The following is a 15,454-nucleotide window of genomic DNA, read 5'->3' as shown; positions in this document are numbered from 1 at the left end:
CAGAGGCGTTTGCGATCGGCGAAGCGCTCCAGACTAAACCAAAGGTTGATGGCTCGTCACACAGTGAATGCCACCGCCCCCCGCTGCAATCGCATCGATATTCAGTGCGACCACCTTGCGGTCCGGGTAGAGCCGGGCCAGCAGGTCCAGCGCCTTGCGGTCCGCCACCGGGTCGCCAAACTCCGGGGCGATCACCGCACCGTTTATCACGAAGTAATTGATGTAGCCCGCCGCAAAATCCGGATTGCCCTTGCTGAACTTGCTTTTACGCGGGTTGCGCGGCGGCGACACCGTGTGCACTTGTAAAGGCCGGCCTTCGGCATCAGTGGCCTTTTTGAGAATCTCCAGGTGCGCCAGGGTGACCTTGTGATCATAGGATTCAGGGTCGGTATCGAGGTTGGCCAGCACCACGCCAGGCGCGACGAAACGCGCGTAGAAATCGACATGGGCGTCGGTGATGTCCTTGCCCCTGATGCCCGGCAGCCAGATGATCTTGCGCAGGCCCAGGCGTTCCTTGAGTTCGGCCTCGACCTCGGCCTTGCTCCAGTCCGGGTTGCGATTGCGGTTGATCCAGCTGCTTTCGGTCATGATGCCGGTGCCCAGGCCATCAACCTCAATCCCGCCGCCCTCGCCCACCAGTTCGCTGTGGATAGGCCGGGCGCCGGTTTCCTCGGCGATCTGGGCCGCCAGCAGCGCATCCTCGTCGTGCTGCTGCTTGTTACCCCAGCCGTTGAAGTTGAAGTCCACCGCGCCCAAGCCGCCGCTGCCGTCGATGACGAAATTGGCGCCGGTGTCGCGCATCCAGATGTCATCCAGCGCGGTTTCCACGAACGTGATGTTGCGGGTGCCACAGTGTTTTTCCGCCAGCGAACGCTCGTCTTCGCGGCAGAACACGGTGACCGGCTCGTACTGCGCAATCGCCCTGGCGATACGGCCCAAAGCCGCTTGCACGTCGGCGGTAAAGTCTTCCCAGATGGCGTCCTGGGCACCAAAGGCGATAAAGGCCTGGCGGTGTTTTTCGCCCTCGTCGGGCATGTGGAAGCGACCGCTCGCGGCGGCGCGCAGGTGCGGGGCGATCAAGGTCATGGCGCAGACCACACTGGCTTGTTTGATGAAGGTGCGACGGGTTGGCATGGGGTTCTCTGGTTTCGGTGCTGGGTTGGAAAGGTTGCATTCGTGGTGAATGGGGTTGTTGTGGTGAGCGGGCTTGCCCCGCGCCGGGCTGCGCAGCGGCCCCCAAAAAAAAGGGAGCACTGCGCACTCCAGCGCGAGCAAGCTCGCTCACTACAGAGCTGTCTTGAATTTAGTCCACACCCGCATCCGTGCGCGCATGTCGGCCTGGGGGATGTCCTTGCCGGCGATCAACCGTTCGAAGGTCGCGGCGCCCGGGTAGATGTCCGGGTTGTCGCGCATGCTTGCCTCCACGTCCGGACGGGCCTTGGCATTCGCGGTGGGGTAGCCCGTGAGGTTGGTGATGGCCGCCATGTTTTGCGGGCGCATCACGAAGTTGATAAAGGCGTAGGCGTATTCCGGGTGCTGGGCGTCGACCGGGATGGCCATGGTGTCCATCCACACCGTGGTGCCTTCGCGCGGGATGTGATAGCCGAAGGTCACCGCTTTGCCGGCCGCATCGGCGGCGCGCTGGGCCTGGGTCATGTCGCCGCTGTAGCCGAGGGACAGACACAGGTTGCCGTTGACCAGATCGGTCACCGGTTGCGACTGGAATTTGCGGATGTACGGGCGCACCTTGAGCAATAGATCGCTGGCCGCCGCCAGGTCTTCGCGCTTGGCGCTGCGCGGGTCACGGCCCAGGTAGTTGAGCACCACGGCGAGTACTTCGTCCGGCGAGTCGATCAGCGAGATGCCGCAATCGGCAAACTTGGCCGCGTTCTCCGGCTTGAACAGCAGGTCTAGGCTGTTGACCGGCGCATTCGGCAGGCGCTGCTGGATCAGCTGCGTGTTATAGGACAGGCCGATGGTGCCCCAGGTGTAGGGCACGGTGGCGTTGTTGGAGTTGACGTAATGGGTGCGCAGTTTCTGCAGGCCCGGCTCGATATCGCCCATTGCGTTGAGCTTGGCGGGGTCCAGTGCCTGCAGGCTGCCGGCGCGCATCAGGCGTTCGGCCACGGTATCGCCGGGGAAGATCAGGTCGTAGCCGCTGCCGCCGGCCATCAACTTGGCTTCCAGGGTTTCGCTGCCATCCATCACGTCGTAGATCACCCGGATCCCGGTCTCGGCGGTGAATTTGGACAGGGTGTCGGCGGCGAAATAGTCGGCCCAGTTGTAGAGCTTCAAGGTCTTGTCATCGGCCGAGGCGCAGACACTCGTCATGATCAGCACACAACTCAATAGCCGCTTCATGATGGACGCCCATCCAGGGTCAGCAGGCTGCTGTACATCTCAGGGCGACGGTCGCGGTAAATGCCCCAGGTCAGGCGGTCTTCGCGCATGGCGGACAGGTCCAGGCTATGCAGCAGCAGGCCCGTGGAGTCGCGATCCGCTTCAGCCAGCAGCTTGCCCTTGTGGTCACAGATGAACGATGAGCCGTAGAAGTCCATTTGCAGGCTCGGGTCGGTGGTCGCCACTTCACGCCCGACGCGGTTGGCCGCCACCACCGGCAACAGGTTCGCCGCCGCGTGGCCGCGCATGGTCATTTGCCAATGGTCCCGTGAGTCGAGCGTGGCACAGCCGGGTTCCGAGCCGATGGCGGTGGGGAACAGCAGTGCTTCGGCGCCTTGCAACGCCAGGCAGCGCGCGGTCTCCGGGAACCACTGATCCCAGCAGATGCCCACGCCGAGGCGCCCGAATGCGCTGTCCCATACGCGAAAACCGGTATCGCCGGGGCTGAAATATTCTTTCTCCTGATAGCCGATGGCATTGGGGATGTGCGTCTTGCGGTAGACGCCCAGCAAGCGCCCATCGGCATCCGCTACGCTCAGGGAATTGAAGAAGGCATTGCCGGCCTTTTCGAACCAACTGAGCGGCAGCACCACACCCAGCTCCCGGGCCAGGGCGGCGAAGCGCTTGAGCACCTGGCTATGCGCGTAATCCTCGGCCAGCGCCAAGTGCTTGTGGTGCTGCTCGATGCAGAAATACGGCGTGGCAAACAGCTCCTGCAACAGGATCACCTGCGCGCCCTGCGCCGCCGCGTCTCGCACCAGTTGCTCAGCACGGTCGAGGTTGCCCGGCAGGTCCCAGGTGCAGGGCATCTGGGTAGTGGCAATCGTCAGGAGGCTCATGGCTTCACCCACGCTGGCTGTTGCTGGGTGATGCAATGCACCCCGCCGCCGCCATGGGCCAGGTGGTTGATCTGCACCGGTACGATCTCGCGCCCCGGGAAGGCCTGGGACAAGACCTCGGCAGCCACTTGATCGGCGGCAATGCCATAGGCCGGCATGATGATTGCGCCGTTGGCGATGTAGAAGTTGGTGTAGGAAGCACAGAACACCTCGGCCTCGGTGTCCACGGCATCGGTGGCCTCATACAACTCAAGCATCTCGAAGCGCCGGCCCTGGGCGTCGGTAGCCAGGGCAAGGGCGCGACGGTTTTCCCGCACGACGTCGGCGTAGACCGAGCCTTGATCGTGAGTCGCGTCGACCAACAACACACCAGGGCGGGCGAACGCGCAGACGCCATCGACATGGCCGTCGGTCATGTCGCCGGTCACGTAGTCCGGGTCGCCGGGCAGCCAGATGGTCTTCTTGATGCCCAGCAGGCGCGTGAAGATGTCTTCGATCTCGGCCTTGCTCACACCGGGGTTGCGGTTGGGGTTGAGCAGCACCGATTCGGTGGTGATCAGCGTGCCCTCGCCGTCCACATGGATCGCGCCCCCCTCGTTGCTCAGCGGCGTGCCGAAGCAGGCCAGCCCCAGATTGTTGAGCACGCGGCGGGCCAGGCTTTCGTCCAGGTCGTAGGCCGACTTGCCGCCCCAGGCGTTGAAACGCCAGCTCACCCCGGCCGTACCCAGTTGCGGGTGGCAGACAAAGGTCGGGCCGGAGTCGCGGCACCAGCTGTCATTGACGGCCTGCTCGATCAGCTCGATACCCAGCCCGCACAAGGCCTTGGCGCCGGCCACGGCCGACGGATCAACAATCATCTTTACCGGTTCGAAGCGTGCAATCGCATTGGCCACCCGCGCGAAATCCTGCTGCACCTGGGCCAAGGTCACGCCCCACGTGGTTTCCCACAAGGCCTGGTTGTGCGGCCAGACCATCCACGTCGCCGCATGCCGGGCCCACTCCGCAGGCATCCACCAACCGTTGTGTTGCATTGCATTCTGCTGCATGACAAGTACCCTTCAGTTAAGTCATTGTGTTCAGTGAAAACTGCCCACGGAGTCTTTGGGTACATGCTATGGCGGCTCGAAAAGCCGGACAAACGATGGATTTTGTAGAAAACTGATTAGAGGAACTTATCAGTATGCTTAACCACTGGCCGCCCCTCGGCACCCTGCGCGGCTTCGAAGCCGCCGCGCGGCTGGGCAGCTTTCACAAGGCCGCCGAAGAACTGCACCTGACCCAATCAGCGATCAGCCAGCAAATCCGCAGCCTGGAGGCATACCTGGAACAGCCGCTGTTTTTCCGCAGCGGACGCAGCGTGAGCCTGACCGACGCCGGCCATGATTTCCTCAGCACCACCCAGGCGCTGCTGCAGCAATTGGCGGTGGGCGTGCGGCGCCTGGGGCAGTACCGCAAGCCCAATCAACTGGTGCTCAACACCACGCCGACCTTTGCACGGCACTGGCTGTTGCCACGGCTCGCGGATTTCCGCCAGCAGCACCCGGAGGTCGACCTGTGGGTATTCAGCACCGACGCAGTGCCCGACATGGCCAGCCAGACCATCGACCTGGCGGTGCGCGACGACATCAGCTCCCAGGCTGAATGCAGCTTCAAGGTGCTGCACACTGACCGGCTGTTTCCCGCCTGCCATCCACGGGTGTTGGAGCAGCCCTTGGCGCAACGCACCACCCTGCATGGCGAACGGGAAATGGACTGGAGCCATTGGGCGGTGGAAGCCGGAGTCGATGTGGGGCAACAGGACCAGGGCCTGAATTTTTCCGACCCTGGCCTGTTGCTCGACGCAGTGTGTGCTGGCCTGGGAATTGGTTTGGTCAGCCAGTTGCTGAGCCGTCAGGCGCAAAAAGATGGGTTGCTCACGCCACTGGTCGACGCGACGATTCGCGGGCCGAGCTGGGCGCTGTTGACCCATCGCGACAGCGAGCACGACCCGCTGGCGCGTAGTTTCACGGCGTGGTTGCTCGCCCACCTGGCCCACTAGCTCACAGGTGCAGCGCCACGCCCACGCCGGCTTCGGTGCGTGGCACCTGCACCCGCAGCGCAATCAACAAGGCAGCCAACAGCATCAGCACACCCGCGCCCAGAAACACCCCGCTGATGCCACTGAGACTGAACATCGCGCCCCCACCGGCCGCACCCGCCGCAATGGCCGATTGCACGGATGCCACCACCATGCCACCGGCACTCTCCGCCTGGTCCGGCACGGCGCGGGCGACCCAGTTCGACCACGCCACCGGCACCCCGCCAAACGCCATGCCCCACAGCGCCAGCAGCAAGGCCTGGCCTGGCAGCGAGGCCGGCAGCAACACCAGGGCCAGCGCCGCGACGCCCACCAATACCGGCATCAGCACCAAGGTACCGCGCGGATAACGCACCAGCATCCAACCGGCCAACAGCGTGCCGACGAAGTTGGCTGCACCGAACCCCAGCAGCATCAAGGCCAGCCCTTCGGTGCCCACGCCCGTGGTGCTTTCCAGGAACGGCCGGATGTAGGTGAACAGCGCGAAGTGCCCGGTGTGTACCAGCACACAGCCAAACATGCCGATGGCGATGCCAGGGCGCAGCAGCACGTCCAGTACCGTGCGCAAGCGTGCAGTCCCCGAGGGCGCCAGGCGGGGCAGCGTGAACAACTGGAACGCCAGCGTCACTGCACCGACGGCGGCGGCGGCAACGAACGCACTGCGCCAGCCATACAGACCACCGAGGTAGCTGCCCAGCGGCACGGCCACCACCGTACCCACTGCAATGCCACTGAAGATGATCGACAGCGCACGGGGCAGCAGCGCCGCCGGCACCAGGCGCATTGCCACCGCCGCAGCCATGCTCCAGAAACCACCCAGGGCCACACCCAGCAGGATGCGCATCAACAGCAACACCGCCAGGCTGGAAGAAAACGCCACCAACAGGTTGGACGCAATCATCAGCAGGGAAAAACCCAGCAGCACCACGCGCCGGTCGATCCCACGCGTGAGGCCGGGCACCAGCAGCCCGGCGAACAGTGCCACCACCGCCGTGACAGTCACGGCCTGGCCGGCCAACGCCTCGGACACCCCCAGGTCCATCGCCATTGGCGTCAACAGGCTGGCCGGCAGGTATTCCGCCGTCAACAGCCCGAATACCCCCATGGCCAGGGAAAACACCGCCATCCAGGCGGGCGAATCGGGCTCCACCTGGGCAGGGTGAGCGGCTTGGGCTACACAATCATTCATCACTCGACATCCTCGGTCATTTGCGCGACGGTCAGTCTAGGTTCGCGACACCGGATGATCTATGATGCAAACCCTTGAGTTTTTGATCGAAACCCCGAACATGACCGCAGCGGCCCCGTTCAACCTGTCCTCCGACCTCATCGACGAGCTGCTGCGCGGCATGCGCCTGCGTGGGGTGCAGTACCGGCGTATCCAGGCCGGGCCGAGCTTCGGCATGGGCTTTGAGGCCAAACCCGGGCATGCCTACTTTCACTTCCTTGCCGCCGGGACGGCCACCTTGCGTACCGACGACGACAGCCTGTTCGAGTTGTCGGCGGGCAATGCCGTGTTTATCTCCCATGGCGGCGCCCATGCGCTGTCCTCCACGGCGGATCGGCCTGTGCAGGACATCAACGGCTTTGACGCGACGTCGCTGGGCGATACCGTGTGCGCCGTGGATGCCTCGCCCGAGACGCCACCCAGTACCTTGCTGTTCAGCGCCTGCATGGCGTTCGAGCTTGGCAGTATCCAGGGGCTCGGCAGCCTGATGCCGGCCTTGATGCTGATCGATGCCCAGGGCCAGCGTTACCCTGGCTTGATGCCGATTTTGGCGGTGATGGAACGTGAAGTCAGCGCGGCTCGCGTCGGCTATTCCGGCATCCTCGCGCGCCTGGCCGATGTGGTGGCCGCCATGATCGTGCGGGGCTGGGTGGAATGCGCCTGCGGCAACGCGTCGGGGCTGGTGGCGGCGCTGCGCGACACGCGGCTGGCCGGCGCCCTGCTCGTCCTGCACCAGCAACCCGGGCGCAACTGGAGCGTGGCCGAGCTGGCCGCGCACTGCCATACCTCCCGCTCGGTGTTCGCCGAACGCTTCCAGGCCACCCTGGGCATCCCGCCCCTGCGCTACGTGACGGAGTTGCGTATGCGCCTGGCCAGCCAATGGCTGACCCTGGAGCGGCTCCCCATCGAAGAAGTCGCGCTGCGCCTGGGCTATACCTCGCAGGCGGCGTTCAGCCGCGCGTTCAAACGCATTACCGGCCAGCCTCCTGGCGCCAGCCGCCACAACCTGCGGAGCCCGGCATGATCGAGCGCCTCGAAGACATCCTGGCCGCCCACCTGGGCGTGGTGTTCTGCGGCATCAACCCCGGCAGGGGCTCCGCCACCCTGGGCCTGCACTTTGCCAACCGCAGCAATCGCTTCTGGCGCACCTTGCACTTGGCGGGCTTCACACCCCATGAACTGCGCCCGGAGGATGGCCGTACATTGCTGGACTATGGCTGCGGCCTGACCATCGTGGTTGAACGCCCCACCGCGAGCGCAGGTGAGTTGGCGCGGCATGAATTCACCGACGCGGCGGCCGCGTTCGAGCAGAAACTCCGCCGCCATGCACCGCGTTTCGTGGCGTTTCTCGGCAAGGCGGGCTACAGCGCGCTGTCCGGCAAGCGCGAGCTTGACTGGGGGTTGCAACCGCAGCGGCTGGGCGGCGCGTCAGTGTGGGTGCTGCCGAACCCGAGTGGGCGCAACCTGGCGTTCAGCCTGGAATAATTGGTCATCGCCTACCAGCAACTACGGGAGGCCATTGCGCACGCCGATCCCGTGCCCTTACTCTCTTGAGCCATCCCCTTGAGAGCAATGGAGGCTTCATGAAACTGATCGGCATGCTGGACTCGCCCTTCGTGCGCCGCGTGGCCATTTCCCTGGACCTGTACGGGATGGAGTTCGTGCACGAACCCCTGTCGGTGTTTCGCACCTTCAACGAATTCGCCCAGATCAACCCGGTGGTCAAGGCCCCGACCCTGGTGCTGGATGACGGCACGGTGCTGATGGATTCCAGCCTGATCCTCGACTACCTGGAAACCCTGGCTCCGAACGACAAGAAGCTACTCCCGCAGCAAGCCACCGCCCGCGCCCAGGACTTGCAGGTGCTTGGCCTGGCCTTGGCGGCCTGCGAGAAAAGCGTGCAGATCGTCTACGAACACAACCTGCGCCCCGCCGAAAAGCAGCATGCACCCTGGCTCGACCGCGTCAGCGGCCAACTGCTGGCGGCGTATTCACTGCTGGAAAAGCAGCTGCCTGCCAGCGAGGCGCTGACCCAGGCGTCGATTACGGCGGCGGTGGCCTGGTCGTTCAGCCAGTTCACCGTGGCGTCGGTGGTCAAGGCGGATGCGTTTCCTAACCTTAAGCGCCATGCCGAGCGGCTGGAACAGCACCCGGCGTTCAAGCGTTATCCGATCGAATAAGCACCCTGGTCATGATGTCGGACTGGGCGTTGTGTGGGAGCGGGCTTGCTCGCGAAGGCAGCGTGTCAGTCGGCAACTGTATCCACTGACCCAGCGTATTCGCGGGCAAGCCCGCGCCCACATTTGGCCTGTGCAGCCTGGATAATTGAGCGCGACTCAGACCCACCCACCGTCCACGATAAAGTTCTGCGCCGAACACATCGCCGACGCCTCAGAGGCCAGGAACAACGCCATATTGGCGATGTGTTCCGGCAGCACGCTGCCCGGCAAGCATTGGCTGCGGCTGATCAGTTCCTTGGCGGCATCGTCGACCCACATCGCCAGTTGTTTTTCGGTCATCACCCAGCCCGGCACCAAGGTGTTCACGCGGATGCGGCTCGGCCCCAGTTCACGGGCCAGCGCGCGGGTCATGCCGTGGGCGGCGGCCTTGCTGGCGGCGTACACCGGGTAGCCGGCAGAGGCCATCATCCAACCGACCGAGCCGAGGTTGATGATCGCGCCGCCGCCGGCGCTTTTCATCATGGGCACCACGGCCTTGGCGGCGAAGAACGCGTGTTTCAGGTTGACGGAAATAAGCCGGTCGAACATCTGCGAGTCGACTTCTTCCAGGGTATGACGCACGTCATTGGCGGCGTTGTTCACCAGCACGGTGATGGGCCCCAGGGAGTGTTCGAAGCGCCCGATGGCAGCCTTGTAGGCGATCTCATCGGTGATGTCGCAATTCACGAACTCCACGGTATGCCCGCGCGAACTCAACAGCGCCGCCAGGCGTTCGCCCTGGCTTTGCGCGCGGTCGACAAAGCCGACCTTGGCACCCTGGGCGGCAAAGGCGCGCACCATGAATTCGCCAATGCCTGAGGCGCCGCCGGAGATCAGGACAGCCTTGCCTTCAAGGTCGGGGTAAACCGCATGCTGAGTGTTCATATACAAAGTGCCTCGCTTAATTAGTCTTATTTTATTTTGCAAAAATGGCGTTAAAGGCTATAAATTCGCTGTCCAACCGACAAAATATCGCACATTAGTAGAACTATTCCACTCAAAACAACAAAAGGAAGTTCGACCATGAAGCACCCTCGTTACCTGCTCTCCGGCCTCGCCCTGTCCATGCTGGTTGCCAGTGGCGGCGCCCAGGCCGCAGGCCTCACCAGTGAGCACAAGCCCTTCGGTAAAACCAATGACGGCACTGCCGTCGAACAGTACGTGTTGCGCAACAGCCATGGCATGCAAGCCACGGTGATTACCTACGGCGGCGTGTTGCAGTCGCTGAAGGTGCCGGACAAACACGGCAAGGTCGAGGACATCGTGCTGGGCTTCGACGACGTGCAGGGTTATCAAAGCGGTACCGCGTTTTTCGGCGCGACCATCGGGCGCTTCGGCAATCGCCTGGCGGGCGGTGCCTTCGAGCTCGACGGCAAACGCTACCAAGTGCCGCTCAACGACGGCCCCAATTCGCTGCACGGCGGCGCCCAGGGCTTCGACAAACACGTGTGGAAAGCCACGCCGGTCAAGGCCAAGGACTCGGTCGGCGTGACCCTCACCTACCTGTCCAAGGACGGTGAGATGGGCTTCCCCGGCAACCTGAAGACCGAAGTCACCTACCGCCTCACTGACACCAACGAACTGCACATCGACTACACCGCCACCACCGACAAACCCACGGTGCTCAACCTCACCAACCATAGCTACTTCAACCTGGCCGGCGCGGGAAATGGCGACATTCTCAAGCAGGTCGCGACCTTGCATGCCAGCCACTACACGCCGGTGAACGCGACGTTGATTCCCACCGGCGAACTGGCGCCCGTCAAAGGCACGCCGATGGACTTTCTGAAACCGACGCCGATCGGCCAGCACATCAAGGACGATCACCCGCAGATAAAGTTTGCCGAGCCGAAACAGGGTGGGTTCGACTTCAACTGGGCGCTGGATAACAAAGGTGATGTGAAGCAGCTTGCGGCCGAGGTGCATGATCCTGAGTCGGGGCGACGGTTGCAGCTGTTTACCACGGAGCCTGGGGTGCAGTTTTATACCAGCAACTTCCTGGATGGGTCGGTGAAGGGTAAGGCTGGGAAGACCTATCTGCACTGGAGCGGTTTTACGCTGGAGACTCAGCATTTCCCGGATGCGCCTAATCAGCCGAAGTTCGCGTCTACCCGCCTGAATCCAGGGCAGACCTACACCCAGAACACCGTCTTCAAATTCTCCACCGACTAAACCTGTGGGAGCGGGCTTGCTCGCGAATGCGCCGTGTCAGTCAATTCATTCGGGTCTGACACTCCGTATTCGCGAGCAAGCCCGCTCCCACATTTAGTTTTCACAGGGCATGACTCAGCGTTGTTTCATGCGGTCGATGACCACGGCCAGCAGCAGGATTGAGCCGCGAATAACATATTGATAGAAGGTGTCGATATTCTTCAGGTTCATCGCATTCTCGATGATCGCCAAAATCAGCACCCCGGCGATCACGTGACGGATCATCCCTACCCCGCCGCTCAACGATACCCCGCCGAGCACGCACGCCGAAATCACCGTCAGCTCGAAGCCCTGGCCGATCATGGGCTGGCCGGAGGTCATGCGCGAGGCCAGGATCACCCCGGCCAAGGCACCGATCACGCCGTGCACGGCGAAGATCAGGATCTTGGTGCGGTCCACATTCACGCCCGCCAGCAAGGCCGCTTCCGGGTTGCCGCCGATGGCCATGGTGTTGCGCCCGTAGGTGGTGTAATTGAGCAGCCAGCCGAAGAACAGGAAGCACAAAATCGTGATCAGGATCGGCACCGGCACGCCAAACAACTGGCCATTACCGAAGACAAAGAACTGATCCTGGGACACGCCCACCGCCTTGCCGTTGGCAAAGATGTACGCCAGGCCACGCACGATCTGCATGGTCGCCAGCGTGGTAATCAGCGCATTGACCCGCAGCTTGGCGATCACGATGCCGTTGATCAGCCCCACCATCAGGCCCATCAGCAACGCGGCGCCAATGCCGAGCATGACGCTGTCGGTGTCACGCATCACGATCGCCGCCACCACGCCGGCGCAGGCAATCACCGAGCCCACTGACAGGTCGAAATGCCCCGACGCCAGGCAAAACAGCATGGTGCAGGCGGCAATGCCCACGGTGGAAATCGCCAGCCCCAGCCCGCGCATGTTCAGCGGTGAAAGAAAGTTATCGATCAACAAGGCGCACAGCAAAAAGATACTCACGGCGGCCAGCAGCATCGCCCAGTTGTCCAGCAATGCGCGCAGGTCCAGGGGCTTGCGCGCGGTGGGCAGCACGTTGTGTTGAGTGGTCATAGGGGGTCTCTCAGTTCGCCACGCTGCGCGGCAAGGCCAGTTGCAGCAAGTTGGATTCGGTGGCGTGCTCACGGGTCTGTTCACCCCGCAAGGCGCCTTCGCACAGCACCAGGATACGGTCGGAGATGCCCATCACTTCCATCAGGTCGCTGGACACCACGATCACCGCAATGCCCTGGGCGGCGAGGTTATGAATGATCTGGTAGATCTCGGCCTTGGCGCCGATGTCGATGCCACGGGTGGGCTCGTCCAACAGCAGCACTTTCATCGGCATCGACAGCCAGCGGCCGAGGATGGCTTTTTGCTGGTTGCCGCCGGAGAGGAACATGATTTTTTGCGCAGCAGTGGGCGTCTTGACCTTCATGGCCTGGATCTGCTGGTCGGCGTTGCGCTTTTCCCAACCGTCGCGCAGTAGCCAGCCAAACGTGGAATGGGCGCCCCGCGCGCTGATATTGATGTTCTCGGCGACGCTGGACAGCGGAATGATGCCTTCCTTCTTGCGGTCTTCCGGGCACAACAGCACGCCGGCGGCGATCGCATCCCGTGGTGACTGCAGATGCAGCGGCTCGCCGCAGAGTTGCAGTTGCCCGGCGCTGGCACGCTCCAGGCCGCTAAGCAGACGAAACAGCTCCGTGCGCCCTGCCCCCACCAGCCCGAACAGGCCGAGAATCTCGCCCTTGCGCACGTTGAAGCTGATCGGCTCGCGCAGGCCGGGGCCCAGCAGGCTGTCGACCTTGAGCGCTACCTCGCCGTGCTCACGCGGGCGGTAGTCGTAGATGTCCTGGATATCGCGACCGACCATGCAGGTCACCAATTGATCATGGGTCAGCGCACTCATGTCGTCGAAGGTGCGCACATAACGGCCGTCCTTGAACACCGTCACCGCGTTGCAGATATGGAACACTTCCTCCATGCGATGCGACACGTAGAGCACCACTTTGCCCTCATCGCGCAGCCGCGTGATGATCGCCATCAAGCGGTCGATTTCCCGCGCAGACAAGCTGCTGGTGGGCTCATCAAACGCAATCACGTGGGCGCCCCGGGACAGCGCCTTGGCGATTTCCACCAGTTGGCGCTGGCCCAGGGACAGGCGCCCGAGCTTTTCGGCCGGATCGATTTCATCCGCCAATCCCTTGAGGCAAGCGAGGGCCTGCTTGCGCAGGAGCCCTCGGTTGACCACGCCAAAACGCGCCGGCAAGTGCCCGAGGAACAGGTTCTCGGCCACGCTCATTTCCGGCACCAGGTGCAGTTCCTGATGGATCACCGCCACGCCGCTGGCAATGCTGTCAGCAGCGTTTTTGAAGGCCATGACCTGCTCGCCGATCTGCAGCGTGCCGCTGTTGGGAATGTAGGCGCCGCCAAGGATCTTCAGCAGCGTCGACTTGCCCGCGCCGTTCTCGCCCATTAACGCGTGCACCTGCCCTGGGTGGGCGCTGAAGCTGATGCCCTCCAGCGCCTTGACCCCAGGAAAGGTTTTGCCGATGCCGTCAAACCGCAGGGCGGCAGCGGTCATTGCCACAGCCCGATCTTGGTCAGCTCTGCCTGGAAGTTCTCACGGGTGATGAGGGTCACTTCGTCCATGGCGGTGTACTTGGCAGGCTCGGTGCCCTTGGTCACCCACTCGTACATCATCAGCGCGGTGTTATAGCCTTCGATATGCGGGCTTGGCAGCATCGAGCCGAAGAAGCCGCTGCTGGGTTTCTTCAATTCGCCGATGGCGTCGGTGCCATTGATGCCGATGCCGATCACGTTGGCGGCCTTGAAGCCGGCGCTTTCAGTCGCGCGCACGCCGCCGAGCACGGTGTTGTCGTTCATGCCGCCGATGATCAGGTTTTTCGCGCCGCTGGGCAGCTTGACCAGGGCGGAGTTGGTGGCGTCCATGCTGCCGGGTACGTCGAGGGTCTTGGCGGCGGTGAACAGAATGTGGTCCTTGGGGATACCCGCTTCTTCCAGGGACTTGACCGAGCCGTCGGTGCGTTTTTTACCGGTGTCGAGTTCGTTGAAGGTGTTGATCACCGCGTAGGTGTCCTTCCAGTCCCAGCCGCGTTTTTTTGCTTCGGCGGCCATCGCGGCGCCCTGCTTCTGGCCGACTTCGAACGCCGCCATGCCCAGGTACGGCACGTCTTCCATGAAGTTGCCTTTGGCATCGACGAACCGGTCATCTACGGCAATCACTTTCAGGCCGTTGGCCTTGGCCTTGGCGACAATGGCCGGGCCGAGGGACACGTCCGGCGGGCAGATCACAAAGCCCTTGGCACCGTTGGCGGCCAGGCTGTCGATAGCCGACAGGGTCTTCTCACCATCCGGCACGGCGATCTTGATCACGGTGAAACCATGCTCCTTGCCGGCTTTTTCGGCGAAGGCCCATTCGGTCTGGAACCACGGTTCTTCAGCCTGCTTGACCAGGAAACCGATCTTCACTTCCTCAGCGGCCAGCAACAGCCCGCTCAAGCTCATGGCCGAGACCGCCACAGCGGCGCAGCACAGGGAACGCAAACCACGACGACGATTCATACGGGTGACTCCTTGTTGTTGTTTTTAAGTCTTGGGTTTATCCGGCAAAGCGATGACAGGGTGTTCCAGGTACATCCACTTCCATGGCCAATACCGCACCGTCCCAGGGGTGATCCAAGGGGCTGGCGGCACTGGTGATGTAGAGGGTAGTGAGGTTCGGGCCACCAAACACACAACTGGTGGGACGGCTGACGGGCAGTTCGATAATGCGGTCGACTTCACCGTCCGGGGTCAGGCGCAACAGGCAGCTGCCATCCCAGCGGGCGTTCCAGAGGTAGCCTTCAACGTCCATCGCCGAGCCGTCCGGCCCGCCGCGCGGGTGCGGGCCGAACCACGCCTGCGCAGGGTCGAGCTGGCCGTCTGGCCTGATCGCGTGCCGATACAGCGTGCCGTCCAGGCTGTCGCCAAAATGCACTTGGCGGCCGTCATCACTCCACAGCAAGGTGTTGGGAATGCCCAGGCCGCTGAGCAACGGCGTGACCTGCGCATCCGCATCAATGCGAAACAGGCCGCCGGAACGCTGGGTAATGGGCAGGTCTTCACCCTGCTCGCCAATGTTGTTCTGCATGGTGCCCAACCACAGGCGGCCCTGGGCATCGCAGCGTGCTTCATTGCCACGGTTGCCCGCTTGCGGGTCGGCCACGCACAGCAGGGTCAGGGCTTCGGTGACGAGGTCGAGGCGATACACGCCGCTGCTCAAGGTCACCAGGGCATCGCCGCTTTCACACGGGATGAACGCCGAGACATGCTCGGGCAACTGCCACACCTGCAACTGCCCGCCCATCAGGCGCAGCGCCTGCTTGCCGGCGATATTCACCCAGTACAGTGCCTGGGTGGGCGCATCCCAGAACGGACCCTCGCCCAACTGCGCACGGTGCGGGGTAACGGCGATACACGACATGATGCCTCCTGGATTGTTGTT

The 15,454-nt window shown here is 63.1% G+C and carries 14 protein-coding genes and 1 pseudogene; 5 read left to right on the top strand and 10 right to left on the bottom strand.

The window, feature by feature from the left end; all coding sequences use genetic code 11:
* Positions 1-33 precede the first annotated feature (33 nt).
* From AC0IYN_RS22330 to AC0IYN_RS22315, 4 genes are all read right to left on the bottom strand, one after another.
* Entirely contained in the window at positions 34-1,134 is a 1,101-nt protein-coding gene (locus tag AC0IYN_RS22330; protein ID WP_471843278.1) for an agmatine deiminase family protein, read from the bottom strand.
* Positions 1,135-1,284: 150 nt separating this feature from the next.
* Positions 1,285-2,361 (bottom strand): extracellular solute-binding protein, encoded by a 1,077-nt coding sequence (locus AC0IYN_RS22325; protein WP_471843276.1) that lies wholly within the window; start codon positions 2,359-2,361, stop codon positions 1,285-1,287.
* On the bottom strand, positions 2,358-3,239 hold the full coding sequence (gene aguB / locus AC0IYN_RS22320; protein WP_471843274.1) for an N-carbamoylputrescine amidase: 882 nt from the start codon (positions 3,237-3,239) through the stop codon (positions 2,358-2,360). Before aguB ends, AC0IYN_RS22325 begins: the two co-directional genes overlap by 4 nt.
* Positions 3,236-4,285 (bottom strand): agmatine deiminase family protein, encoded by a 1,050-nt coding sequence (locus AC0IYN_RS22315; RefSeq protein WP_406596405.1) that lies wholly within the window; start codon positions 4,283-4,285, stop codon positions 3,236-3,238. The genes aguB and AC0IYN_RS22315 overlap by 4 nt, the downstream gene beginning before the upstream one ends.
* A gap of 134 nt (positions 4,286-4,419) precedes the next feature.
* On the opposite strand from AC0IYN_RS22315, the gene AC0IYN_RS22310 reads away from it, so the two are divergent.
* A complete protein-coding gene (locus AC0IYN_RS22310) occupies positions 4,420-5,277 on the top strand; it encodes a LysR substrate-binding domain-containing protein (RefSeq protein WP_471843272.1) in 858 nt (285 codons plus the stop codon).
* Between the two features lies 1 nt (position 5,278).
* On the opposite strand, the gene AC0IYN_RS22305 is transcribed toward AC0IYN_RS22310, so the two are convergent.
* Positions 5,279-6,505: an MFS transporter gene (locus tag AC0IYN_RS22305; protein ID WP_471843270.1), complete on the bottom strand. Its 1,227-nt coding sequence runs from the start codon at positions 6,503-6,505 to the stop codon at positions 5,279-5,281.
* Between the two features lie 64 nt (positions 6,506-6,569).
* Here AC0IYN_RS22305 and AC0IYN_RS22300 point away from each other — a divergent pair, with 64 nt between their 5' ends.
* The 3 genes and pseudogenes from AC0IYN_RS22300 to AC0IYN_RS22290 all read left to right on the top strand — a co-directional run bounded on the left by AC0IYN_RS22300 (position 6,570) and on the right by AC0IYN_RS22290 (position 8,724).
* Positions 6,570-7,568 carry an AraC family transcriptional regulator gene (locus tag AC0IYN_RS22300; RefSeq protein ID WP_406596454.1) on the top strand — a complete coding sequence of 333 codons (999 nt, stop codon included), beginning with the start codon at positions 6,570-6,572 and terminating at the stop codon, positions 7,566-7,568.
* A pseudogene (mug, locus tag AC0IYN_RS22295) lies at positions 7,565-8,098 on the top strand (G/U mismatch-specific DNA glycosylase). The gene AC0IYN_RS22300 and the pseudogene mug overlap by 4 nt, the downstream one beginning before the upstream one ends.
* A gap of 29 nt (positions 8,099-8,127) precedes the next feature.
* A complete protein-coding gene (locus tag AC0IYN_RS22290; protein ID WP_457267905.1) occupies positions 8,128-8,724 on the top strand; it encodes a glutathione S-transferase in 597 nt (198 codons plus the stop codon).
* Positions 8,725-8,880: 156 nt separating this feature from the next.
* On the opposite strand, the gene AC0IYN_RS22285 is transcribed toward AC0IYN_RS22290, so the two are convergent.
* Positions 8,881-9,648 carry an SDR family NAD(P)-dependent oxidoreductase gene (locus tag AC0IYN_RS22285; RefSeq protein ID WP_471843267.1) on the bottom strand — a complete coding sequence of 256 codons (768 nt, stop codon included), beginning with the start codon at positions 9,646-9,648 and terminating at the stop codon, positions 8,881-8,883.
* Between the two features lie 138 nt (positions 9,649-9,786).
* Between AC0IYN_RS22285 and AC0IYN_RS22280 the strand changes: the two genes are divergently transcribed.
* Complete coding sequence (locus AC0IYN_RS22280) at positions 9,787-10,935, top strand: aldose epimerase family protein (protein WP_471843265.1); 1,149 nt, start codon at positions 9,787-9,789, stop codon at positions 10,933-10,935.
* 114 nt (positions 10,936-11,049) lie between these two features.
* On the opposite strand, the gene araH is transcribed toward AC0IYN_RS22280, so the two are convergent.
* Genes araH through AC0IYN_RS22260 form a run of 4 tightly spaced genes read right to left on the bottom strand, consistent with a single transcriptional unit; the run spans position 11,050 to position 15,433 of the window.
* Positions 11,050-12,018 (bottom strand): L-arabinose ABC transporter permease AraH, encoded by a 969-nt coding sequence (gene araH / locus AC0IYN_RS22275; RefSeq protein WP_068933932.1) that lies wholly within the window; start codon positions 12,016-12,018, stop codon positions 11,050-11,052.
* A gap of 10 nt (positions 12,019-12,028) precedes the next feature.
* Complete coding sequence (gene araG, locus AC0IYN_RS22270) at positions 12,029-13,531, bottom strand: L-arabinose ABC transporter ATP-binding protein AraG (protein WP_457239226.1); 1,503 nt, start codon at positions 13,529-13,531, stop codon at positions 12,029-12,031.
* Positions 13,528-14,532: a substrate-binding domain-containing protein gene (locus AC0IYN_RS22265; RefSeq protein WP_010211214.1), complete on the bottom strand. Its 1,005-nt coding sequence runs from the start codon at positions 14,530-14,532 to the stop codon at positions 13,528-13,530. The genes araG and AC0IYN_RS22265 overlap by 4 nt, the downstream gene beginning before the upstream one ends.
* Positions 14,533-14,569: 37 nt before the next feature.
* The gene (locus tag AC0IYN_RS22260; RefSeq protein ID WP_458375512.1) at positions 14,570-15,433 is read right to left on the bottom strand and encodes an SMP-30/gluconolactonase/LRE family protein; all 864 of its coding nucleotides are present in this window, start codon (positions 15,431-15,433) and stop codon (positions 14,570-14,572) included.
* Positions 15,434-15,454 lie beyond the last annotated feature (21 nt).

This window comes from Pseudomonas sp. AC112 (assembly GCF_979253545.1).
This window is presented reverse-complemented; position numbering and strand designations above follow the sequence as displayed.